This is a genomic window from Agrobacterium sp. a22-2, assembly GCF_012276985.1.
Lineage (GTDB): Bacteria > Pseudomonadota > Alphaproteobacteria > Rhizobiales > Rhizobiaceae > Allorhizobium.
The window spans coordinates 23353-47600 of sequence record NZ_JAAXMM010000008.1 but is presented as its reverse complement, the minus strand read 5'-3'; the positions used below and the strand labels follow the sequence as shown (position 1 = coordinate 47600).

Here is a 24248-nt window from a genome sequence, read left to right as displayed (position 1 = left end):
GCACGACAACTCAGTTGCTGGCTGCGTCACGGATTTCGACGTCAGCACCGAACTGAAGTTCCAGTTCATCAGCGATGAATTCGACAGCCTCAGCTGCCGTCATCTTGCCTGTCTCGACAGCCTGCAAACCGCTGAACAAGACCTTGTTGTAACTGCTAAACTGGGTGTGGTTCGGCACGAACTGGGCATGCGCCATCATCGGCGACGCGGCCGACAGGACCCAGTTGTCCTTATATTTCGGCATAGCTGTCTGCGCGTTGCTGATCGCCGTGTGATAGGACGTCACGGCATGCTCGTTGTTGAAATACGGCAGGGTGGCGAGCGCTACGAGGTCGGCAGCAATAGCCGCATTCTTGCTCTTGGCGTTGACCGTATAGAGCAGCGGGTGGGAAAGGTTGGCGGGCTTGCCGCCCTTTTCTGCTGCCGGTGCAGGGATCCAGCCGATCTTGTGGAAATAGCCTTCCTTGTCGGTCGGCCACGTCGCACCATTCTTCTCACCGACCTGCCAGGCAACCGCCCAGACGCCCTGATGGAAGACGAAGGCTTTTTCCTGCTTGAAGGCACCCTGAATGGCCTCCCAGCTCATGGCGGTGTTATCGACCGGCGTAACACCTTCCTTGGCGTTGCGCTCGTACCAGCCGAGCGCCTTGGTCATTTCGGCTTTCGGGAAAATCAGTTTGCCAGTCTTTTCATCCATGAACTTGACGCCATAGGACTGGAAGACCATCAGGTAGTCGATACCGACATTGGGGCGATGCAGCATGCCGTATTGCGCAGCCTTGCCGTCTACCACTTCCTTGGAGAGTGCGGTCAAATCGTCGAGCGTGAACTCGCCTGCCTCGACCTTGGCGGGCAAACCTTCAATGAAGGCCTCATCCTTGCCGATCTTGCGCAGCATGTCCTTGTTGTAGAAGAACATGCGAATCTCGGCATCCTGCGGCACGCCGTAGATCTTGCCATCGGTGCCCTTTGCGGCATTCCACAGCACGGGCAGGATATCGCCATAAACCCAAGGAGCAGCTGCAATCCGCTCATCCATCGGCAATGCGTAGCCATCTTCTGCAAACTGGCCGATCCACTCGTGCGGCAGGACGTAGATATCCGGTCCCTGACCGACCGAAAATGCCTTCAGGGTTTCCAGCGCCAGATCGTCCCAGCCCTTTACGGAACTGTTGTTGGCTTCGATGACGATATGCTTGTCGACGCCGGCGACCTTGAACTGCTTGTTCATGATCTCTGCGGCGGCTTCGATGTTGGTGATACGTGCCGGCGCCGTTTTTTCAGCAAGCGTCGAAAGCTTGATCGTGATGTCTTCGGCATGCGCAAATCCGCCAGCAAGGGCAGAGATCGCCACGGTGGCGAGAAAGGCGATGGGTTTGGTCATGACTGTCGATCCAGTTGGCGATGTATATTTAATTAAGTTGCTTAAGTAACCGATTTATGACATCGCCAGATTATTAATTTGGAGGGACCGAATCCGGTGCTGAACAAACGAGGGCCCCTGGACGGCATCGGCAACACGCAAGCGGCGGTGCTCAAGCACTTACGTCGCAAAGGCATTGCGTCGCGCGCAGAAATCGCCGAACTTTGCGGCGTTACGCCAGCTGCCATCAGCATGATGACACGCGACCTGATCGAGCGGGGCATCGTCATCGAAGGTGCTAGGCGCCTCAGTCGGCGTGGCGCGCCTCACATCGACCTGATGCTCAACGGAAGCATTGGATATGCACTTGGGGTGCACGCAAATCGCTATTCTCTGACACTGACGCTGCTCGATTTCTGCGGCAAACAAATTGGTGAGCAACAGCTCGACGGGCCTTACGATACGTTTTCCGACATCCAAACCTCCCTGGCAGGTCTCAAAACGGACCTCCTGGCATCGAACGGCATCGATGAACGCCTGCTGATCGGTGCCGGCGTCGCCATGCCGACCCGCTTCCGCCGGGGTGCGGCGATCCTCGACCTTGCAGAGGAAGTCGTGTCTTGGGCCGGCCTGGATCTTGCCTCGACGCTGTATGAAACACTTGGCTGCCCGGTGATGATTGAAAACGATGCCAATGCCGCAGCCATGGGCGAGCTTGCTTTGGGCAACGCCACCGAACATGACAACTTTGCGTATCTGTACCTGTCGGAGGGCATCGGCAGCGGCATTATTATCGGCAAGGAACTCTATCGCGGCAATCTGGGAAATGCCGGCGAAGTGGGTGCTCTTCGCGCGCGCGGATTATCCCGCCCATCTTTTGACGATCTGGCTGCCTGGTGCAAAGAGCGTCACGGAAGCATACCGAAAGGCCGATCCTCGGATCAATGGACTGCATATCTGGAAGCAAACCCGACTGTCCTTGACGAATGGCTGAAAAGAGCCGGGCCGGAGCTCGCCAGGCTCGCCTTCATGGTGACAGCCGTTCTTGCACCATCGGCGATCTATATCGGTGGAACGCTGCCCCGGCTGGTTCGGGAAAAGCTTGCAACATGGCTTGAGTTCTCGACATCAAATCCGTTTGAGGGGGCAAGGGTCATTCAACCGGAAATACTCATTCCGCAAATCTCAGCGATCGACGCCGTCGCCTTCGGCGCTGCCGCGATGATCCTTCATAGCGGGCCAGGAACGAAGATCGTTTAGCAATGGTCATGTCTGCCGCCTTGCAAGGATTCGATCCTGCGACACACTGGCGGATTATTGTGACGCATCTGGCGGTTATGGAGGCGTAAGGAAAGTTGCGGGAATCGACTGAGCGCGGGTTAGGGCCTTTTTTTTGCGTCAAGCCCTGACGCGAAGAACACCAGTGACCTACGGACCGTCAGCCGCGCCGCTTCGACGGGTGATGGACTTATTGCGACAGCGGCCGCTGCCATGAGCACCAGTGACAGACCTATGAAAGCCGCGAGATGCCAACGCGTCCAAGTCCTCGTTCTGCAATTATTAATAGCGCTGCCTTCGGTTGTAGTCGATGATTGCCTTGATTGTGACAGTTAAATGACGTTCGGTGCGATGATCTAAAAAGGAGCGCCGGATGCCGGACAAGACCAAGAAAATCTATCACGCGCTCGTAGAAGGCGCTCAGGCTGGCCTGACCGACAAAGCGCTTTATCAACACGTCGTCGAAGAGTGTCACAAGGCGACAAGCAAGAAGATCGTGAAAGCATCGCTACTGGCGTTGAGCGATCCGGATCTGAACGATTCCAATATCCTTCACACCATCTACGCGCTCGCCATCAAGCATCGTCTCGATCCGTCGTCGATGGATGATGTCGATGAGCCGGAAACCGTGGCGATCGAAGCGCCAAAGAAGGGGAAGCGTTCCACCAAGAAGACCGTTGGCGACCAGGTCTCGGTTTCCTGACCGCGAACCTCTCTCGTCAGCGTTTACCGGGTGTATCCGGTGCGTTGGATTGAGCCAGATGGTAAAGAAGATCTCGGAGGCCAGCGTAAACTTAACACGACGAAGACAAGATGTTGGATTGGCTCTTTGCCTCAGGCTTCATGAAGGCACGCGATTTGGCACCACGCTTTCATGGCTGCTGCCCGCAGTTCGCGATGGTGGACGGATGGAATTTCGTTGCGGGGAATATGAAAGAGGTTGGCGATCGGGTCATGTATGGAAACGAAGCGTTGAAGATGGCTTGCTGACTTGAAGCGCTTCATGATCCTTTCCGGTCGTCGGATCGGCTGATGGGAGTTTTCTGCCCGATTGTTCAAGCCTTTGTGCGAGCGATGTTCGACGCCGGGCATGACCTGGCGCTTCACCGCACCGTAGGACCGGAGTTTGTCGGTGATCATCACACGTTGCGGGCGGCCTTGCCCTTTCAGAAGCTTTCGCATCAAACGCTTTGCAGCCTTGGTATTTCGGCGACTCTGCACCAGAACTTCGAGAACAAAACCGTTCTGGTCGACGGCGCGCCAGAGCCATTGTTTCTGGCCTGCGATCTTGATGACAACCTCATCGAGGTGCCATTTATCGCTGAGCCTGCCGGCTGAGCGCGTCCGAATATGATTGGCGAAATGCCTGCCGAATTTCTCAGCCCAGAGCCTCACGGTCTGGTGAGAGACGATGACCCCACGGGCCGCCAGCATATCCTCGACCATGCGCAGACTGAGCGGGAAACGGAAACAGAGCCAGACCGCATGGGCAATCACCTCTGCAGGAAATCGATGGCGACGGTAGAGCGGATCACGGGGAAATCTGGTCATGCCACCAGATCCCAAATTCTGACCAATGTTCGATTAACTTTACGCTGCCGCGCAGTGCCTTCAAGCCCATCTGATGCCAAACGCCGTTCTCGCACACTACGGCGGGCAGGAACTCGTCGTTTTGTTAGCCGGCGTTAACGAGTTGTATGCACGATCCTGCGCTGAAGTGCTGGGGGCAGCTGTCAGCCGTCTCGCATTGGAAGCGGACGGCGGGTCGCCGTTGGCTGTGACTGTCAGTATCGGAAACTCCGCCATGATCCCGACGTCAGCGGCGTCAAGTCGCAACTTGAGAACCCAAGCCGATCAAACGCTCTATTGCGCCAAGGCCAATAGTCGCAATCGGGTTGAACATGCGACGTCTCCGGGTCAAGGGAGCGGCGACATGTCAACCGCGGCTCCGTCGTCACCTCTCGATTGTCCAGTCTCGGGTGGTACGAATGAACAAAATATGAAGGCCTCGTAAAACGCTACTGGAACTGAGATCAGGGGCTGCGGCCACGGCTTGGATGCAAAGCGACGTCCGGTCGATATGCAGGCTTCGAGTTCCATACCTGCACGCGTCAGCCTTGCAGCAGGGCTGCCCGCTTGGACAAGGGCATAGTCACAAAAGGATCGCAACCTTACGGGTATCACATTGCAGCATTGACCTTCCGACGAGTGACCACAGGAGCCTGCATGACTGTCGCCGCATGTTACCGTTATCGCGATGGAAGACGGGTAGAGGCCGTCCAGTTCGAGACAGCCACTATTCCGGCGACGGACAACGAATTCGTGTGGATCGGGCTGCACAAACCGACCCGGGACGAGCTATTGATGCTGCAAAATCGTTTTGGCCTCCACGAACTTTCGATCGCCGATGCGCTGAGTTCCTTGCAGATGCCGAAGCTCAGCGTCTATGACAATCAGCTCTTCGTCATCGCCAAGACGGCACAACTTGCCGGTGACAGTATCACCTACGGCGAAACGTCAATTTTCATCGGTAAGCGCTACATTATCACTGTTCGCAACGGCTCGGAGCGCGGCCATGGCGAACTGCGCGACCGGCTTGAATCATCACCGCAGACGCTCTGCCATGGCACCGACTACATCCTGCATGCCATTCTCGACTTCATCATCGACGGCTACCTTCCCATTGTGCGCACGATTGAGGATGCCGTTCTCGACATGGAAAGAAAGATGCTCGATGCGTTTCTCGATCGCAACCAGATCAAACGCATTTTCAAGCTGCGCCGGGAAGTCATCCTATTTCAGCGGGTGCTGGACGCCATGCTCGACCTTTGCGGCAAGCTCTATCATCTCGACCTGCCGTCGCTTGACAGGGAAGCCAAGCCCTATTTTCGCGACGCGCTTCAGCACATGCACCGCGTCGAGACGATGGTCGCAAGCTTGCGTGACGTGATCACCTCGGTCTTCGAGGCAAGCAATCTGCTTGAGCAGCAAAGACAGGGCACGATCACACGGCAGTTGGCGGCCTGGGCCGCTATTCTTGCCGTTCCGACGGCTATCGCCGGCATTTACGGCATGAATTTCGACAACATGCCGGAATTGAAGACGAGCTACGGCTATTTTGTCGTTTTGGGCGTTATCTTGGTCATGTGCATCGCACTTTTCATCCGCTTCAAACGAGCCCGCTGGATATGACTCGCCGCGTGACGACGTGACTGTCGGGCCACACGGATCACGCTTCGCATCAATGGCAGCAGCGTTTATTTCTTTCCATCCGCCAATGCCTCTTTGTGCCGACGACGAGGTAGCAGCGATTTGACAGCGCGCCATAGCGGCGAAATGACATAGCCCGTGACCGGAATGGCGATCAAGCCGGCGACAATCCCGATGACACCTGCGCCAGCGGCCTCGACGCTCCATTTCAGCACCGATGCCAGCGCCGGAATGGCCTGTGCAACCGCCTCCCCGGCATCATGGATCACATGTGCAAGGCCACTGACACCGTAGCCTTCGAGGCCGTGAACGATGATGCCGCCACCGACCCAGATCATCGCGGCCGTTCCCACAATGCCGAGCGCTTTCAGAAAATAGGGCATGCCTGTGACAAGCGCCCGGCCGATCGCACGCAACACGGCGCCCGCCGGAGGCGCTATCTGCAGGCGCGCCAGCATCAGACCCAGATCATCGGCCTTCACAATCATCGCTACGCCGCCATAGACCACGACCGTTATGCCCAATCCCACGGCGGCAAGGATGAAGGCCTGCGTGAAGATGCTGCCTGGCGCCAGGGAGCCGAGCGTAATCGCCATGATTTCAGCCGACAGGATAAAATCCGTCTTGATCGCGCCGGCAACCTTCTCGTCTTCGAGCGACTGGGCGTCGAGGCTTGACGTTTCAAGGGCCTCTTCATGGGCATGGGCGGCGTGGGGCAGCACCAGCCCGTAGATTTTCTCCACACCCTCGTAGCAGAGATAGAGCCCCCCGATCATCAGCAGCGGCGTGATCGCCTGCGGCGCGACAAGGCTCAGGATGAGGGCAGCGGGAAGCAGGATCAGCAACTTGTTTTTCAGCGAACCGAGCGCGATCTTACCGATGATCGGCAATTCGCGGGCAGCCGAGAAACCGGTGACGTAGCGGGGCGTGACCGCCGCATCGTCGATGACAACGCCTGCCGCTTTCGCGCCTGCCTTGGCGGCCTGGCCGGCAATATCGTCGAGTGAGGCCGCAGCCACCTTTGCCAATGCAGCGACATCATCAAGAAGGGCGATCAGGCCAACGCTCATTCGAGCCTCCGTCGGTAAGAGTTACACAGCGGAAACGAAAATCTCGTCACCAAGATCCCCAAAGCATTTCCGCTTTTCTTCGAATCGCGAAAACACTCTATCTCTTTGTCTTTACGCAGTCTTGGACGCAAATTCGCGACGCACTTTTGCGGGAATTGCTCTAAGCGACACGTGGCATCCTCCAGCCGGGAAGATGCCACGTGCTCCATGCAACGGCAACAGGCGTTATTCAGCCGGCATCGGGCTCAGCCCACCCTCGTTGACGGGAGGACGGGACTGCTGTTGCCGCTTTGGCGATACCCGTGACAGTACACTTTGCCGGTTCACCGACTTGCGCTCTGCATCGATCCGGCGGATCAGGATTTCCGCGCGTTCGACAGAACCGAGAAGCGCGAGGATCGTACCGCGTTCAGCAGCACCCGCGTTGGGGCCGAGCGCCAGCGTGCGAGCACGCAGTTCCTCAACCTCGGGCAAGCTGACATGGCCGGCAGGCATATCGGGGCGGATGACGCCGTAATCAGGCATGATTTCCTGCAGAGCGGCGTCAAGCTTGTTCAGGGCGGCATCGACGATCGCCTGGGCCTGGCTGCCGAACTTTTCGCGCTTCACACGGCGTGCGACCTGGTGCATCGATTCCGTCAGGGCGGCGGTAAAGTCCGCCTCTTCGATCAGGCTTGCGACCAGATCGAGTTGTTCATAGGGCAGGTCTTCCTTCATCAGCGACGCAGTATAGTTGCGAATGTCGCGGCTGAGGATATCGGTTGCCAGGTAATGCTCGCCTGGATCCGACGGCGCCGACTTCGCGGAGCGGGCGATATCGAGGAACATGGCGCCGGCCTGCAAATGGCGGGCAGTTTCCTGCTGGACCGCCGGAACCGCACGGGCGAAGTCGCCGGCAATCTTCTGATCCAGGAACTTCGGGGTCGAGTAGTCTTCCGCATCCTCGGCCTCCGTGCGGCCGATGCGCGCCAGGACGCGCTCGAACACGCCGACGAATGGAAACAGCAGTGCCGTGTTGAAGACGTTGAAGAATGTCGAATAGAGACCGACTGCCACCGGAACCAGCGGGAAGGTTTCCTTGCCTTCAACCATGACCGGCACACCGGGGTCGCCGCCGAACCACTGCATGGCCCATGCCAGTACGTCGATCGAGACGAAGAACAACGGCACGGTGATGCAGACGCCGATGATATTGAAGGACATATGCGCGTATGCCGCGCGCTTGGCGTTTTTCGACAGGTTGAGCGAGGCAATCCAGGATGTGATCGTGGTTCCGAGATCGGCACCGAGCGAGAAGGCAACCGCAGTCGTCCAGTCGAGAACGCCGGCGGCACCCAGGCCCATGACGATACCGATGGTCGCGGACGACGAGTGGATCATCGCCGTGACGCCGGCGGCGATCAGCACGCACTTGATCAGGTTGTAGTAGGAGTCGGCCGTCAACGTCGACAGAACATCCATGACTTCCGGAATGTTGCGCAGCGGCCGAAGACCGCCGGTCATCAGGTTGAGACCGTAGAAGATCAGCGCGAAACCCATGCAGGCCAGCGCGATATTGCGCACCTTCTCGTTCTTGGCAAAGCAATAGACCAGTGAGAACATGCCGGCGAAGATCAGGCCCAGGGGACCGAGCGGCAGGGCGATCAGACCGTTGCCCAGCGTCGTGCCGATATTGGCACCCATGATCACGCTGATGGCCGGCCGCAAGCCGACGACGCCCGCATTGACGAGGCCGACAACCATGACCGTCATGGCCGTCGAGGATTGGATGACGCCGGTGATGAGCGTACCGGCAATCACGCCCTTGATCGGCGTGCCCGCTGCCTTGGCGAGGAATGCCCGCATCTTGTTGACCGAGAGCGCCTGGATGCCGTTCGACATGAATTCCAGGCCAAGCATGAAAATACCGAGGCCGCCGATGACCGGGACCAGGATATCCTTGAAGATATCAATGTTCATTACGCTTTACTCCCTTTGCGCCGTCGCGGCGCGATCCACCAAGGTCTTTCGCTGCAAGCCTGCGCCTGCGGAGCGAAAAACCTCATTCCGAAGGCCGCAGCTTATTGGCTGGCGGCAGTGTCACTTTTCAGCCAGTACTTGACGATCTGGCTGACCACTTGCGGCGGCACGGGCACGTAGCCGAGAGCTTCGGCATCCTTGCCGCCCTTTTCGAATGCCAGGCGGAAGAAATCCTGAACCCGCCCGATCCGGTTCGCTCCGATCCTCTTTGAAACCACTGCGAAGGTGGCGCCGCTGATCGGATAGGCGGCCTCGCCCGGCTGATCGGTCAAAGACACGGCGAAATCCTTGGCTTCATCCCAGGAGGTCGAGCTTGCAGCAGCTCGCACACCATCCGGTCCCGGCTTCACGAACTGGCCCGCTTTGTTGCCGATCGCCGCGTGAGGAAGATTGGCCCGTTCCACCTGGCCGAAATCGGCATAAGCTATGGCGCCCTTGGTCGCCTGCACGGCCCGAATAAGATCCTGGGTGCCCTCGACGGACGTCCCTGTGGGCCATTTGATCAGTGTGTCCGCCCCATGGGCCGCCTTCCATTCCGGGCTCGTCGACGACAGATACTCCGTAAACATGAAGGTGGTGCCGGAACCGTCTTTGCGGGTGACAGGGCTGATGGCCAGATCGGGAAGCGCCAAATCCGGGTTGACGGCCTTGATCGCAGGATCGGCCCAGGACTTTATTTTGCCGAGATAGATATCGGCGAGGATCGGCCCCGTCAGGTTGATCTGCCCCTTCTCGATGCCGTCGAGATTGACGGCAACGGCCACGCTGCCGAGGACGATCGGGAACTGCTGGCGACCGTGCTTGGCCAGTTCTTCATGCGAAACGGGCACATCGGAGGCCGCAAAGTCGAGTTCCGGCTGGTCGAGACGCATCAGGCCGGCCAGGGACCCCACCAGTTCGTAATCCACAGTCCAGTCCGGCGAGCTGAAATCACCGTCGTCCATGCGCGCGGTCGTGTAGATCTGCGCCCACTTTGCGATGATCGGTGCGGCAAAAGTGGAGCCCGCCCCCTGAATAGGGTCGGCCATGGCAACCGGCATCGAAAGCAACAGCCCTGCAACGAGTGCGCCGCCAAAGATGTGAGCTGTGGCTGTCGTCAACCCCTGCATCTGTCGAAAGAAGCGTTCCATCGGTCATTCCCCTTGTGGCCGTTATCTGCGCCCGATCAAATGGTTTGGACCGCGCGGACAAATTTATACTGCAGCGAGTTGCCCCGCTCCGTGCATCATCCGAAAAGAAATCCTGACGATTTAAGTATTTTCCTTTGTTAACACCTTGATGACGGCGCGCTTCTCGCCGGATCGGAAGTTTGGTCCCCGAGAATATTTCCAGGACTTGACCGAAGATAAAATTCGGAAACAAAACCGTCATTCGACTGACACATCGACGGGTTTTACATGAGGAAAATCAGGCCTCGTCAGACCGGAGTAAATCGATGTCCGAATTTTCAGCCAATCATCGCCTTGAAAACAAGGTCGCGATCGTGACCGGTTCGACCAGCGGGATCGGAATGGGCATTGCCCGCCGGCTGGCAGCCCAAGGCGCCCATGTGGTGATCAACGGACTGGGCGACGCCGCCATAATCGAGCAGGAACGCGCTGCGATCGCACAGGAATTTTCGATCCGCTGCCTCTATTCACCGGCCAACATGCTGTCTGGCACCGAAATCGCCGGGATGGTACAGCTCGCCATCGATGAACTCGGTGGCTGCGATATCCTTGTCAACAATGCCGGCATTCAGCATGTCGCCCCGATCGACGAATTCCCTGACGAAAAATGGCAGGCCATCATTGCTATCAACCTCACGGCCGCTTTCCACAGCATTAAGGCAGCGATTCCGTCGATGAAGGCGCGCGGCTGGGGCCGTATCGTCAACATCGCCTCCGCCCATGCGCTTGTCGCTTCGCCCTACAAGTCAGCCTATGTGGCAGCAAAGCATGGCATCGCCGGCCTCACGAAGACCGTTGCCCTCGAGGTCGCTGCCGAGGCGATCACGGTCAATGCCATTTGCCCGGGCTATGTGTGGACGCCGCTGGTTGAAAAACAGATCCCCGATACCATGGCCGCCCGCGGGCTGACCAAAGAACAGGTCATTCACGACGTCCTTCTCGAGGCGCAGCCGACCAAGCAATTCGTGACCGTCGACCAGACCGCTGCTTTCGTCGCTTTCTTGTGCTCCGACGAAGCGGCATCGATCACCGGCGCCATCATGCCGATCGATGGCGGCTGGACCGCTCACTGAGCCGAAACGTGTAGCAATCGACTTTCAGCAAACGAGGATACCAGATGAAGGCCGCAGACGTCCGCAAAGCCTATGCCATGCCGCTGACCAACCCGGCCTATCCACCGGGTCCCTATCGCTTCATCGACAGGGAATATGTGATCATCACGTATCGCACTGATATCGAAGCCCTGCGCGCCGTCGTGCCCGAGCCGCTGGAAATCACCGATCCAGTGGTGAAATACGAATTCATCAAGATGCCGGACTCGACCGGCTTCGGCGACTATGTCGAATCCGGCCAGGTCATCCCCGTGCGCTACAATGGCGAGGACGGGGTCTACGTCCATGCCATGTATCTCGATGACGATGCTCCGATAGCTGGCGGCCGCGAGATCTGGGGCTTCCCCAAGAAGCTGGCCTATCCAAAGCTCGTTCACGAGGGTGAAGTGATCGTTGGCAGGTTGCATTACGGTTCCGTGCTCTGCGCAACCGCCACGATGGGTTACAAGCACAGGGCTCTCGATACGGACGAAATCGCCCATTCGATGACCAAGCCAAATTTCCTCGTCAAGATCATTCCCCACGTCGATGCAACGCCGCGCATCTGCGAACTGGTGCAATATCACCTTGAGGACATCACGGTGAAAGGCGCCTGGACCGGTCCCGCAGATCTGGAACTGCATCGTCATGTCATTGCCGATGTCGCCCGCCTGCCCGTGCTGGAGGTTCTCTCGGCCGTCCATTTTATCGCCGATCTGACCCTTGGCATGGGCAAGGTCGTGCACGATTACATGAGCGAACCGGCCTGACGCCGACGCGTAGCAAGAAAGGTGTTCGACATGGATCAGACGGCAGGACCACGTAAAAGCCAGGCGCCCGATATCAAGGAACTGCTGGCGCCCTACCAGTCGGTGGCGCTGGTTTTCCAAGGCGGCGGCGCCTTGGGAGCCTATCAGGCCGGCGTCTTCCAGGCGCTCAGCGAAGCCGGAATCAGTGCCAACTGGCTCTCCGGTGTCTCGATCGGCGCCATCAACGCCGCCATCATTGCCGGCAACGAGCCTGGCAATCAGGTCGACAGGCTGCGCGACTTCTGGGAAACGATCTCCGGCCGTACGGTCTGGCACCATACCCCGGAGGGCGACATTTTCCGCAAGCTGCGCAATCAGGCGAGCGCCATGATGACCATGACGTCGGGTCTGCCGGGATTTTTCTCCCCCCGCGACATCAGTCCCTGGCAGCAATTCGCCGGCGCCAGCGGTGCCACGAGTTTCTACGATACGAGCGAACTGCAGCACACCCTCGACCGTCTGATAGACTGGAGGCTGCTGAACAATCAGGAGCGCCGGCTGAGTGTCGGCGCGGTCAATGTCACGACGGGCAATTTCCGCTATTTCGACAGCGCCATCGAGACGATCGACGCCAAGCATGTCATGGCCTCGGGCGCGCTTCCTCCGGCCTTTCCGGCTGTGCATATCGAAAACGAATATTACTGGGATGGCGGTATCGTCTCCAACACGCCTCTCCAATATCTGCTGGAGCAGGACGAAGTCCACGATACCCTGGTATTTCAGGTTGATCTGTTCAGCGCGCGCGGCGCACTGCCGCGCGAAATGCCGGATGTCCTGTCCCGTCACAAGGACATTATGTATTCGAGCCGGACACGAAACAATACCGACACATTCCGCCGCCTGCACAATATGAAGCTGAGGTTGCATCAGGCGCTGCTGCGCGTGCCGGGCGAGGCATTGACCCCAGAAGACGGGGCGTTTCTGTCATCGATGGAGGATGTCCCGCAAATCAACATTGTTCACCTGATCTATCAGCAGAAGCTCTACGAGGGGCATGCGAAGGATTACGAATTCTCGGGAACCTCGATGCGCGAACATTGGGACTCCGGCTATCAGGACACCCGCAAGACCCTGCGGCACCGTAAATGGCTGGAGAAGCCGCCGGAATCGATCGGCATGACCGTTCACGACGTCCATCGCGACGATCCGAGTTAGATAGTGGCCGGCCCGGGCCGCAACGGGCAGCAATTGCTTCCCCATTTCGACGTTAAGGAGAGACTATCCATGAACATCAACGACCCAAGCCAGCTCGACCGCATCAAGGCCGAAATCGCCGACAGTTTTGACGAGGAACTGGAACTGCAGATGGAGGAAGAGCGGCTTGACGATCTGGTCGCCGCAGCCATGCAGCCGACCACCGGCCCGCTGCTCGACCGCAAGATCTATTTCCAGGAGCTGTTTCGCCTGCAGCATGAATTGGTCAGGTTGCAGGATTGGGTGCAGCACCAGAAGCTGAAGGTCGTGGTGATTTTCGAAGGCCGGGACTCGGCCGGCAAGGGCGGCGCAATCAAGCGCGTGACCCAGAGGCTCAACCCGCGCGTCTGCCGCGTGGTCGCCCTGCCCGCCCCCTCCGAGCGTGAACGCCACCAATGGTATTTTCAACGTTATGTCCAGCATCTGCCGACGGCAGGCGAAATCGTGCTGTTCGACCGCAGCTGGTATAATCGCGCCGGCGTCGAGCGCGTCATGGGCTTCTGCAGCCAGGACGAACTGGAGGACTTCTTCCAGTCGGTTCCGCAGTTCGAAAACATGCTGGTGCGCTCCGGCATCATCCTGATCAAATACTGGTTCTCCATCACCGATGAAGAACAGGAGTTCCGCTTCAACATGCGCATCCAGGATCCGCTGAAGCAGTGGAAGCTGTCGCCCATGGATCTGGAAAGCCGCGTGCATTGGGAAACCTACACCAAGGCCAAGGAAGAAATGCTGGAGCGGACCCATAGACCCGAAACGCCCTGGTGGGTTGTCGATGCCGTCGATAAACGCAAGGCGCGCCTCAATTGCATTTCGCACCTGCTCAAGCAGATTCCGTATGGCGATGTTCCCAAGCCGTCCATCGAGCTGCCGGAACGTGCCCGCAACGCCGATTACAACCGCATTCCGGTTCCGCCGGAAATGTATGTGCCGGATATGTATCGGTGATCTTACGCGCCGGGTGGTCATACCCGACAATCCGTAAGCGTGATGCGGGGTCGTGATCGGCAGGAATTGCAGAGCGGGCACCGTAAAATTAAAGGGCACCGGTCACAAATGTTGGCCGTAGATTTCGCTTATGCGGCTTGTATGCGTGCGATTTCGTTCCACATCTGCATGGCTTCGGTTCTCAGTTCGCGTTGATGGTCGGACGAAATGTCGTGGCGGGGGATGTGAAAGAGATTGGCGACAGGGTCATGAATTGAAACGAAACGCTGGAGATGTCGGGCTGACTTGAAGCCCTTCATAATCCGCTCTCGTCGCCGGGTCGGTTGATGGGAATTCTCCGCCCCGTTGTTCAAGCCTTTGTGTGATCGATGTTCGACGCAGGGCATGATGTCGCGCTTTGCCGCGCCGTAGGATCGCAGCTTGTCGGTGATCATGACCCGAGGTGATCGCCCCTGTCCTTTGAGAAGTTTCCGCATCAGGCGTTTGGCGGCCTTGGTATTGCGGCGGCTCTGAACGAGTACGTCGAGAACGAAGCCATCCTGATCGACAGCGCGCCACAGCCAGTTTTTCTTGCCGCCAATGGAGATGACGACCTCGTCGAGGTGCCATTTGTCGCCAAGCCGACCGGCGGCCCGCCTACGGATTTCGTTGGCAAAGTGACGACCGAATTTCTCCACCCAGAGACGCACGGACTGGTGCGAAACGATGATCCCACGCGCTGCCATCAGATCTTCGACCATGCGCAGACTGAGCGGAAAACGGAGATAGCGCCAAACGGCTTGTGCAATCACTTCAGCTGGAAACCGATGGCGGCGATAAAGGCGATCACGAGCGACTTGGGTCATGCTGCAAGATCGCACAGGTCGATCGCCGACAGGTTAACTTTACGATGCCAGGCGCCCCATTGTCTCCTCCTCCTCTCTTAACTCCCGGTTTGTGCTCGATGGAGAAAGCGTGACCGCCATATAGAGATCTGTTTCCGACGAACCGTCGATAGCGCCGAAAATGAGATAGTCGTAGGTGGCTGGCGGTTGGAGCAAAGTCTCTTTCCAAAACCATTCGATGTTTTCCGAAGTGAGGCGGTAGAGCTAGGAATGATATCCGGACACAAAGAGGGCATCGCCGATCAAAACGATTGAATTGACATAGCCGAGGTCAGTTGCATCGTCGGAATAAACGCCGGCGCCTTCAATTTTCCGGTACGACGAAGGATCTCCCATAGGCAAGGTGTAGACATCGCCTTCGTCGCTCAACGCATAAATGATAGGCCTACCATTTGGTCCGATCCGGCCAGTCAGGCCGTCGATTTTGCACGGGACATCGGAGCGCGACCAAGGCTGCTCCAGTTCTCCCTCGGACACTAAAATATAGGAATACATGTCTTCGTAGTCTTTGCTACTGAACACGACGCAAAACCTATCTTTATTAAATGCTATAGCCCTGTCGAGACGAATTATTTCCGAGGCTTTCATGGATTTAATCCTAATATTTTCCTGCGCTTAGAACGTCGATTACCTCGGAAAAAAAGGATCCAACATCTAAAGCCTTTCCGGTGCTTAATGCTCGCCGCAGATCTTAAGTTCGACCTTCATCAGTTTTTCTGCCTGACCGCTGGCGCGCAAACGGTTTGCCTCTTGTTTCATTGACCGGCCAAAATTCGGCCGCCTACTGGGTTCCACCAACAACGATCGTTTGCTCCACGATGTGCTGCGCGCCAGAAACTTCGGTCGCAAACGAATAGAATATTTCGCGCGGCACCCGGGCAGAAGCTGCGTCGATCGTCAGCTTTTCGTAATGATCGACCAGATTGGCGATGGCATCCTTGTTGCGGAAATAGACTTCGTCTTCGCTCAGTTCGCCGAGGTTCCGCCGCAGCTGCGGCGTCAGCGCCCGACCGTTGTCATCGAAGATCATCCTGTAGGTATCAGCACTCGTGGCGTTCAGAAGAATCATCCAGATGTCTTCCGGCCTGGATCTGGACTCCAGGAACATTTCGACAGCGTTTTCCGGCACGTCCATGCCTGCCGAACGGTAGAGTTCATCGAGATCATGTGGAGGCGCCTCGGTTCGGGTCCGGCTTGTCAGATCCATCAGCAGGGCAACATCGAGCGAAAAGGCAAAATGCCGTCCTTCGCGATGCCAAAGGTCGATTGTTCCAAGGCTGGAATAACCGAAGGCGGCGAGATCCTCCGGGCGCAGTCCTGGCACATGGGCGAGACTATCTCGGAACAGACCGTCGAAGAGAGCCGGCGTGCACAGCCAGTAATTTTTGTTCGCGTAGTGACCGATGCCATTTGCCCGCCAGAAATCCAGCACGTCGCCTGGAAGTCGGCCTTCGGCGGCTTGCATTTCGGCCTCGGAAACCGGCCTGGCATTCCTCGGCTTGCCCCTCGCCTCCAAGAACTCCGCTGAACTCATGACGTCTGTCTCCTAGGTCGCGATCAATTGCGTCTGCATATTGGGGCAGCCCGCCTGGCATTGATTTATAGCATATGCGTCGAGCTGCGCAGCTTTTCCATTGCGCCAGTGTGATCCGATCGAACGGTTCTCGCTGCTTCCGCCGAGGCCGGAGAAGACGGTGGGCTGGCCGCCGGCCACCATGTCGAGCGTGTGGATGGCATCCTTGCCAGTGGCCCAAGTTTGCGCTTGCGCCAGTGCCTGGGTACTGTTCGTGCTTGGATTAAGCGCACGAATCTGCTGGGCTCTCGCATTGACGAGACGCCGGCGTTCGATCGGCCGTGCCGCCTCACCAAGCGGCTTGTTGACGGGATATCTGGCGATATCCGCCGCCGCTTGGCAGGGGTTTTTTGCGTTCAGCACAGCTTGCTGAAGACTCAGCTGGCGTTGCTGCTCCGCCCTGGTGCCGCGCGCCGGAGTACTGAAAAACAGCGGTAGAACATAGCAGCGGGCCGGATTGACACGGCCATTGGCTCCGGTGGCAAGCGGCGTCGCCTGAGGCTGAGCCTGGGTATTGGTTTGGGGCTGGGCCTGCGTCGTCAGCTGCTGTCGCCGCTGGTCGATTTGAGCGAGAGTTTCGCTTTTGATGGAAGTTCCGCTATCCCAAGGTGGAAGTCCCCCAATGCGCTGCTCCGCATCTTGAGCGAGCCGCGCCTCGTAATCGTCCTGCGGGATGAAGTCCGAAAAGTTCGTCTTGTTGGTCGGCCAGAGTACACCAACGGCAAAGACACCGATCCCGAGCAGCACGGTTCCGAGGCCAACCCCGGTCGCAGTTGCCGCTGCACCGCCCGCGGTGGCCGCCCCACCGCCAGTTGCAGCAGCCCCACCCGCGACGGCGCCTCCACCTACAGCGGTCCCACCGCCCGTTAACGCCCCTACGCCGCCCGCAGGCGCCAGAAAACCCAGGACGGGCGCAACGTCGCTCGCCCTGTTCGGAGTTTCTGCTTGCGCAAGCTGCGCATAACGCAACGAACCACGGATAGGATCGTCGTCCTTCGGCGCGGCAAAGGTTGTGCTGTCGCGTACGAAGATAGCCTCACCCTGAGTATTTCGGCTGTTCATCCAGAAGCGGTCGAGATGCCGGATGACATTCGATCCTTCGGCCCGAATCTGAGGCGCGTGACTGATGGGTTCACAGATGCTCTCGACCGTTCCAGATCTGACGCCCTTCCTGACGCCGGGCTTGTCGCCATGAACGTGGGTCGTGCAGGACCGCATGACCATCGCCTTGTATCCGGTGAACCGGACTGACTCCGTATAGCTGCGATCATGCCCGCAATAATCGACGATCGGATAAGGAATAGGCACGACCGAAGAGCCGACGGGCGTCAGGCAAACGTCGGGGGCAAGTGATACGATTCGCGCCGCGTCGGTATCGCGAAGCGCCTCCAGCGGTAGGCTGGTCGTCCAAGGGGCCGGATAATTGGGGTCGCCAATCCTGATATCGCTGGGTGAAGGAAGACTCATCCGCGCCTCCCGCTTCCGTGAGCCGTAAATCTAGTCCTGCCGTCCGCGACGTCCCAGCCGTGCGTCATGAAGCTGGCGGCCAGCAAAGACGATCGACAATAGGCTTGATCTCTGCGTCCGATCATGCAGCCGCCGCACCGGTTTGCGTTGGGGCGGACAGGCGCACCCGCGTCAGCGTCAGCCTAACGTCCGCTGCATTTTGCAACGGAAAGCGAATACGCCAAGTCAAGAGCACCCGTTCCTCGGTCCGCCAGTCGAAATGCACACCATCGAGATTGAGCATCTGCCATTCGCCCGTTTCGTGCTGCATGCAGTGAATGCCGAGCGTAATATCTGGCAGTGCGCCGCTTGCGACCGGGCGGGTGGGATGCAGGTTCTCAAGCCTGTAGCTCTCGTTGCCGGCAAGGTACGGGATTGCAACGAGATCTGGATGTGCACATTGCCAGAAGCGGGGGTCGAAATCCTTCGGCAGCAACGGATGCCGCTCGTTCAGCCAGTTTTCGTCATAGGTCCCGGCGTGTTGCTGGCGAAATCGCCACCATGGGGAGATCGGGCCGATGCCTTGCGGCTCAACACGCTCACGCCAGTCCAACGCTACGCCGGCGGCGGTCACCTGGGGCGCGGGAACCGGGACGGCATGCGGTCCCATGTTCAGGTTGACGATGCCGCGACCGAGAGGGTTATAGGCCTCCGCGTCGGGGGCCGTTTCGGTGTCCGGATCGCCGGTGCCCGGCACTGGCCCGCCATAGGATCTGCTCCAGGAGAGAGGTACGGCGGTCGCGGGCTTTGGATCCGACAGCCGCCAGTCCTTCAGGACACGTTTCGGTGCTCGAGCAGAAAAACCGTCCCAGGCACTGCGTATGACAGGCGTCCAATGACGCTCTCCGTGGACCGTCAGATCTTTTTGAAGCGGTCCCACCTGGAGCGAAACATCCCATGAGGAAAGTGTTTTTCCTGCCGGAGCATACGCATTGCCGAGAAACGTGACGTCGGTTCCGGGCTTCTCAGGCGTGAGATCGGTTTGCCGCAACATCACCCCGGAATGCGGATCTCCGTCATAGGCATCTTCCCATTGAAAGTCCTCTTGATGAGGTGCAACGGCAAGCGCGCCGCCTTCTTCGTGCAGGAAGGTGCCACGCACGGCGACGACGCAATCTAGATTGCCGTCAGTATCAAACTGCCGGAAGGCCATGGCAACAAAGGGAAGCCGATTGACGAGTTCCAAGGCTATATCTCCCTAGTTGAGATCGATCGGCTTGCCGCGCATCTGGAAATGCTCTGTTGCTACAAAGTTGAACTTCTTACCCAAAATGATCACTTCGCCATTTGATTTCATGATGAATTTTGAATCACCACATTCGATGACGAACTCTTCGCCAACCGCGATCTTCTTGAATTTCCCGACGCTTTCGAGAGACGTTTGACCGACATTCGTCACCTTGCTCACACCGATCTGCTCTGCCCGCGCGATCCCGATCGTGTCGGATTTGAAGGAGCCGACGATCGTGTTCATAATGCCCGGTAGCGGGAAAAGGCCTCCTGCATCCGTACCCATACCCGTTCCTGCGCCTGCGAGTGCCGTGCCCGCATCGGCACGCGGACTGGGGCCGGATACGACGCCGTCTCGGTTTCCAAGACCGCCGGCACTCAGAAATCCGAGTGAGGAAGAAGCCAAAGTGCTGGCGAATGCCGCAAGACCCGGTCCGCCGCTGCCGGCAATCTGCCCAGCTTGCGCGACCAGTCCGGCAGTCTGGCTAGCCATTCCCTGCACCGCCGCCATTAGCGCCAGGGCGCCTGGCCCGGTGCCGCCGACGACCGTGTTCACCGATCCGCCGATCTCGTGTTTCTGGTTGCCCGACACTTCCACCGCACGGTTGCCGCCGATCGAGGCGACCTCGTGCCGGTCGATGCGCTTGGTGCGATCGTTCAGCACCCGCGTCGTCTGATCCTTCTGGGCATGGAAAAACATGTTTTCGCGCCCGTTTTCGTCCTCGAACGACATCTCGTTGAAGCCGGTGCCTTTATGGGTGTTTGAGCGCATGACCATGCGGGTCTTGTTGGCCGGCAGGTCGTAGGGCACGCCATTGGCCGGGTTCGGTACCACGCCGGTCACAAGAGGCCGGTCCGGATCGCCATCGACGAAGGCGACCATCACTTCCATGCCGATACGCGGAATGATCTGCCCGCCCCAGGTCGAACCCGCCCAGCTCTGCGCCACGCGCACCCAGCAGGTATCGGAACCGTCCTTCTTGGCTTTGCGGTCCCAGGGAAACCACAGCTTGATGCGGCCATACTGGTCGGGATGGATTTCTTCGCCGGACGGTCCGGCCACGATCGCCACCTGCGCGCCTTCGATGCGCGGCCGCTTGGTCTGCCGGTGCGGCGTCATGGGCACACGAGCCGGCACCGCCTCGAATTCATTGCGGTATTCGGGCTCGTTGCTGTTGGTTTCATAGGAACGGTCCACCACCGTGTATGTCGCCTTGGTCACCACATGCTCTTCATACACATGATCCGGCTGAGCGACGTCATACGGCGTGAAGCGGCGGCCGGTTTCCAAGATGCGCGACGTGGTCGCGCCGGTAACGCGATCATGGTCGGCCTCGCTCGATTGCATGCGCAGCTTTTCGGCCCGCTCCGCTTCGGCGACCGACGAGATGCGGGCCGGATATTCATAGAGCTCGCGCTTTATCGCCTCGGGCATCTGCACTAGGGAGGGCGTCATTGTACCGGGCACCATGCGGGGTGTCTCGAAATTCCAATCGGCACCTGCCCGCTGGCCCGGCACATAGCTATAGCGTCTGTTCCATTCATTGATATGGTTGCGATCGGACGAGCCGTGCGCCAGGCGCACCCGGCCTTCGCCCTGCGCGGATGGCGAAGGCCCAAGCCACGAATTGGCGCCGTCGCCAACATGCAGCTTATGCTTACCGTCTTCATGGGAGAACCAGTAGAACAGCCCGTCCTCTTCGAAACGCCGGGTCAGATAGGCGAGATCCGTCTCATTCCATTGTACTGAATAATGCTGCGGCGGCGGGGGCGTGACGATGCCGGAAACATCGGGCGCCGGAATGCCATGCTCGGAAAACAGTGTCTCAACAATGTCGATCGACGTCTTGTCCATCCAGATGCGGCAATCCGAGCGACATGACAGCAGCCACATCTGCGGCCGCAGCACGATGGAATAGGATCGCAGCCCGCGGGTGACCGGTGGTCCCTCGTTGAGTTCGGTGACCAGGCCGTTGAAGGGCCGGCGCACGCCCCCCTCGCCTTCACCCTGCTCGACCTCGATGGACACGTCCATCAATCGGCCGATCAGTTCCTCGGGCTTGATCACCGGTTTTTTCGTTCGGGCTGAAAGCTTGACCTCGAAAAGCGAAGACACCCCCTCTTCGATCGTGACCCGCTCCGGCAGAAGCTGATCGTCTCCCAGCGGCGAAACGACCTTGAGGATCCGGCTCGCCTGGATAAAATTAGCTGCAGAGAATGACATATCGTCCATGGATCAGATCCTGTCGTAGATGCGTTCAACAATCACTGTTGCGGCCGAGGATGAGTTTCAAGATGCACCGCCAGCGCGGTCAGGTATTCCCTGAGCATCCTGATATTGGCTTGATCGGACACTCGCCGGTAACAGTCGACAAGCGCCTGCCGCTTGGCCTTACCGACAGCACTTTGATAAAAGTCCGATAGTGTCGAGAAATCTTCAGGTGTCATACTGGCCAGAATGAAGGTCAGTCGGGCCTTCTCTTCCATACGGGCCACATCCTTCGGAACCGGTTTTTCGTTCTCGGTTTTGATGCGCAGGGAGGCGACGACATCGGGCAGCTGTGCCTCCATCTGCTCTTTCGAGGTCGATGCCAGATCCTCGGCGCCAGCGGTCGAGAAGGAGTCGAGCGAAACATACATGGCCTGCGCGGTGACGGCGGCTTCGACGGCAAGCTCGGGAGCCGCCATCAGGTCGGCAAGCTGCGCGATCCCGGCGCCGTCCGCACCCGCCAACCGCTTTTCGATCGCTGTTGCCGCGGCTTGATCCTGCCTTACATATAATTGCGCGACTTTCTCCCGCGCGCCCTCGAACGCTGTCGCCGCCTTTGCAAAAGCGACTTCATCCACGACACCGGCATCGACGCTCGCGACACCCTCAGAAATCTCGGCGCCCATGGCATTCCCGTCAAATGCTGACTTCGCGGCCGTGGTCAGAATTGGCGCGACCTCGGCAGCCTCGGAGTGACCACGATCCACCGCAGCCTTTACAACGGCGGGAACGCTGCGCGGCATGCTGGATAGGCGTTGCTCCACCTGCTCGATATCGAGCAGGGATTGGTCGACGGATTTGCCGGCCAGAGCGGGAACGCTTCCCGCCAGGGCGCAGCCCAGCACGGCAAGTGCCAACCTGCGCAAGTGCCGGCTTGCGGCGCATGTCCTCAGGACTTTATCTGACATCTTCCCCAGCATCGGACTATATCATCCGCACTTCGGTGAACTGTCGTGGTCGGGCATCGGTGGAAAGTCGATTGATCACCTGCTCCGCCTTGGCCATCTGCGCGTTGCTGGTTGGATCGATCAGCATTCTTTCCAGAACGTTTTGCTCGGGATAGAACCGCCCATTTCCGGTCTGGCTGCTCAGCGTGTTGACACGCTCCCTGACCACCGATCCGATGCTCTCATATTCAATGCGCTGACCCGGTTCATAGGACGCGAAAGGCCGGCCAGTGAACCGGGGCGCGGTGGCTCGCGGATAATCCGTTGCCGACGGAAGCTGGGCAATCGGCCTGCTGGAAAACTCCAGTTCGCGCCCCATCGATCCCGGCGAACCGCTCGTATCCGGCGCATAGGTCACCAGTCGGTCGGAATCCAGCACAGCGTTCATGTAGAACAGCAATTCCATCTTCTGCGACAACCTGTTCTCGTCCACCCGCCGTCCTGAAGGCGGATTGCAGAACGGTGACCTCACGGCCAGATCCGCGACCTTTGCCTTATCGGCCTCGCCGATCGAACCGTCGTCGCGCACACCCTGAACCAGATTGTGGACGCAGATGTGATTGGTGTTTATGAAGTCCTCGAGCCGGGTCATGTAGTTGAGCGCCGTGCCCGACGTTGCAATCGGGGCGTTGCTGGTCAGCCCCTCGACAGCTGTCGTCACCTGTTTTCCAGCGACCTTTTTCGCTTCGTCCAGGATACCGCCGAGCGCGAACATGACGGCCTTGCTGTTGCTGGCGGCATGCATCATGTCAAAGGTGCGGTTGAGATTATTGTTGCAGATAACGCGCAGTGCCGCACGGCCTGCCAGCACACGCAGCGAACTCGTGGCAAAGACCGCCATCATGACGGAGCCGGTCAGTACGGACGCTGCGAATACGAAGAGTTCCGCCGTGGCGCGGTTTCGCGCCTCCTGTGCCTTCGTCGTGCGATTGAATGTTTCAAGGGCGAGATCGTAAGCCCGCACATAGGGATTGGCCACGTTCAGCTGCCACTGCGACTTGTGCCGGGGCAGTTCGAGAAGAATGTTGTTCAAACGATCAGTTGCGGACGACACGGTCATCTCCATTGTCCAGAGCCGAAAGATGCTTCTCAACTCATCTGCGAAAACTGCCGGTCACGGACGCTTTTTTGGCGGAGGCAACCGAACACACGAGCCGCGGTGCCAGCGCGAGGCTGACACCGCTTGTCGGAGGCTTTTAAGCAGCCTTGGTAGTCGCAAGATCGTAAGACGCGATCATCGGTGACTGCGGCGAATGCTGGTCGTCGTAAGGCGTGTACTTCACTTCCATCTTGGTGAAGTTGAGCTTGACCGTTTCCATCGGTCGATCCCCGTTGGAATCGATCGAGTAGCTGGCAATCAGCGTATTGGTCAGGGAATATTCGATATAGGTGTCGCCCGGATTGCCGGTGGTCACGAGATGGATGGTGGCGCGCTTGCCGGTACGACCGGAGCAGGCCTCCTGGAACAGTTTGGTCGACGAGGAATCGCTGACCTTCGTCAAAATGACTTCCGAAACAGTCGGCTCGGAAGCCTCGCGGTTGGCCGCTGAGCCGGCGGACGTGTTCATATTGCGTGACACATTCCAATGAATGGCCTCGATATCCATCCATTTGCGATGCTGCTCGTGCGTTGCATCACCCTGAATTCCGTCGATCTGAAGATAAATCGGCATGCTGTCAGCTCTCCT

At 58.6% G+C, this 24248-nt stretch carries 21 protein-coding genes and 1 pseudogene; 8 read left to right on the top strand and 14 right to left on the bottom strand.

Going from position 1 to position 24248, the window contains the following annotated elements; translation table 11 throughout:
* Window positions 1-10: 10 nt before the first annotated feature.
* A complete protein-coding gene (locus tag HFC70_RS13710) occupies window positions 11-1384 on the bottom strand; it encodes an ABC transporter substrate-binding protein (RefSeq protein ID WP_168473829.1) in 1374 nt (457 codons plus the stop codon).
* Window positions 1385-1480: 96 nt separating this feature from the next.
* Between HFC70_RS13710 and HFC70_RS13705 the strand changes: the two genes are divergently transcribed.
* On the top strand, window positions 1481-2623 hold the full coding sequence (locus HFC70_RS13705) for an ROK family transcriptional regulator (RefSeq protein ID WP_168473828.1): 1143 nt from the start codon (window positions 1481-1483) through the stop codon (window positions 2621-2623).
* A 391-nt stretch (window positions 2624-3014) separates the two neighbouring features.
* Window positions 3015-3344: a hypothetical protein gene (locus HFC70_RS13700; RefSeq protein ID WP_168473827.1), complete on the top strand. Its 330-nt coding sequence runs from the start codon at window positions 3015-3017 to the stop codon at window positions 3342-3344.
* Window positions 3345-3475: 131 nt separating this feature from the next.
* On the opposite strand, the gene HFC70_RS13695 is transcribed toward HFC70_RS13700, so the two are convergent.
* Window positions 3476-4192, bottom strand: a complete 717-nt coding sequence (locus HFC70_RS13695) for an IS6 family transposase (protein ID WP_168473826.1) — start codon at window positions 4190-4192, stop codon at window positions 3476-3478.
* A 52-nt stretch (window positions 4193-4244) separates the two neighbouring features.
* Between HFC70_RS13695 and HFC70_RS27275 the strand changes: the two are divergent.
* Both HFC70_RS27275 and HFC70_RS13685 read left to right on the top strand, forming a co-directional pair.
* Window positions 4245-4655: pseudogene (locus HFC70_RS27275) on the top strand (GGDEF domain-containing protein); the annotation flags it as partial.
* A gap of 212 nt (window positions 4656-4867) precedes the next feature.
* Window positions 4868-5833, top strand: a complete 966-nt coding sequence (locus tag HFC70_RS13685; protein ID WP_168474018.1) for a magnesium and cobalt transport protein CorA — start codon at window positions 4868-4870, stop codon at window positions 5831-5833.
* A 65-nt stretch (window positions 5834-5898) separates the two neighbouring features.
* On the opposite strand, the gene HFC70_RS13680 is transcribed toward HFC70_RS13685, so the two are convergent.
* The 3 genes from HFC70_RS13680 to pstS all read right to left on the bottom strand — a co-directional run bounded on the left by HFC70_RS13680 (window position 5899) and on the right by pstS (window position 10070).
* Window positions 5899-6921 (bottom strand): DUF808 domain-containing protein, encoded by a 1023-nt coding sequence (locus HFC70_RS13680; RefSeq protein ID WP_168473824.1) that lies wholly within the window; start codon window positions 6919-6921, stop codon window positions 5899-5901.
* 225 nt (window positions 6922-7146) lie between these two features.
* On the bottom strand, window positions 7147-8880 hold the full coding sequence (locus tag HFC70_RS13675) for a Na/Pi cotransporter family protein (protein WP_168473823.1): 1734 nt from the start codon (window positions 8878-8880) through the stop codon (window positions 7147-7149).
* A gap of 101 nt (window positions 8881-8981) precedes the next feature.
* Complete coding sequence (gene pstS, locus HFC70_RS13670) at window positions 8982-10070, bottom strand: phosphate ABC transporter substrate-binding protein PstS (protein WP_168473822.1); 1089 nt, start codon at window positions 10068-10070, stop codon at window positions 8982-8984.
* A gap of 305 nt (window positions 10071-10375) precedes the next feature.
* Here pstS and HFC70_RS13665 point away from each other — a divergent pair, with 305 nt between their 5' ends.
* The 4 genes from HFC70_RS13665 (at window position 10376) to ppk2 (ending at window position 14151) form a co-directional block, all read left to right on the top strand.
* A complete protein-coding gene (locus HFC70_RS13665; protein WP_168473821.1) occupies window positions 10376-11182 on the top strand; it encodes a 3-hydroxybutyrate dehydrogenase in 807 nt (268 codons plus the stop codon).
* 44 nt (window positions 11183-11226) lie between these two features.
* Window positions 11227-11970, top strand: a complete 744-nt coding sequence (locus HFC70_RS13660) for an acetoacetate decarboxylase (protein ID WP_168473820.1) — start codon at window positions 11227-11229, stop codon at window positions 11968-11970.
* Between the two features lie 30 nt (window positions 11971-12000).
* The gene (locus HFC70_RS13655) at window positions 12001-13164 is read left to right on the top strand and encodes a patatin-like phospholipase family protein (RefSeq protein WP_168473819.1); all 1164 of its coding nucleotides are present in this window, start codon (window positions 12001-12003) and stop codon (window positions 13162-13164) included.
* A 69-nt stretch (window positions 13165-13233) separates the two neighbouring features.
* On the top strand, window positions 13234-14151 hold the full coding sequence (gene ppk2, locus HFC70_RS13650) for a polyphosphate kinase 2 (RefSeq protein ID WP_168473818.1): 918 nt from the start codon (window positions 13234-13236) through the stop codon (window positions 14149-14151).
* Window positions 14152-14279: 128 nt separating this feature from the next.
* Here ppk2 and HFC70_RS13645 read toward each other — a convergent pair whose 3' ends face one another.
* The 9 genes from HFC70_RS13645 to HFC70_RS13605 form a co-directional block, all read right to left on the bottom strand.
* Window positions 14280-14996 carry an IS6 family transposase gene (locus HFC70_RS13645; protein ID WP_168473817.1) on the bottom strand — a complete coding sequence of 239 codons (717 nt, stop codon included), beginning with the start codon at window positions 14994-14996 and terminating at the stop codon, window positions 14280-14282.
* 243 nt (window positions 14997-15239) lie between these two features.
* Entirely contained in the window at window positions 15240-15623 is a 384-nt protein-coding gene (locus tag HFC70_RS13640) for a hypothetical protein (protein WP_168473816.1), read from the bottom strand.
* A 193-nt stretch (window positions 15624-15816) separates the two neighbouring features.
* A complete protein-coding gene (locus HFC70_RS13635) occupies window positions 15817-16569 on the bottom strand; it encodes a GAD-like domain-containing protein (RefSeq protein ID WP_168473815.1) in 753 nt (250 codons plus the stop codon).
* A 12-nt stretch (window positions 16570-16581) separates the two neighbouring features.
* Entirely contained in the window at window positions 16582-18075 is a 1494-nt protein-coding gene (locus tag HFC70_RS13630) for a PAAR-like domain-containing protein (protein WP_168473814.1), read from the bottom strand.
* A 121-nt stretch (window positions 18076-18196) separates the two neighbouring features.
* Window positions 18197-19300: a DUF2169 domain-containing protein gene (locus HFC70_RS13625; RefSeq protein WP_168473813.1), complete on the bottom strand. Its 1104-nt coding sequence runs from the start codon at window positions 19298-19300 to the stop codon at window positions 18197-18199.
* A 12-nt stretch (window positions 19301-19312) separates the two neighbouring features.
* Window positions 19313-21577, bottom strand: coding sequence for a type VI secretion system tip protein TssI/VgrG (tssI, locus tag HFC70_RS13620; RefSeq protein WP_168473812.1), 2265 nt, complete (start codon window positions 21575-21577; stop codon window positions 19313-19315).
* Window positions 21578-21609: 32 nt separating this feature from the next.
* Window positions 21610-22533, bottom strand: coding sequence for a hypothetical protein (locus HFC70_RS13615; RefSeq protein WP_246735781.1), 924 nt, complete (start codon window positions 22531-22533; stop codon window positions 21610-21612).
* Window positions 22534-22537: 4 nt separating this feature from the next.
* On the bottom strand, window positions 22538-23620 hold the full coding sequence (locus HFC70_RS13610) for a hypothetical protein (RefSeq protein WP_210259268.1): 1083 nt from the start codon (window positions 23618-23620) through the stop codon (window positions 22538-22540).
* A 136-nt stretch (window positions 23621-23756) separates the two neighbouring features.
* Window positions 23757-24233, bottom strand: coding sequence for a type VI secretion system tube protein Hcp (locus tag HFC70_RS13605; protein ID WP_168473810.1), 477 nt, complete (start codon window positions 24231-24233; stop codon window positions 23757-23759).
* Window positions 24234-24248 lie beyond the last annotated feature (15 nt).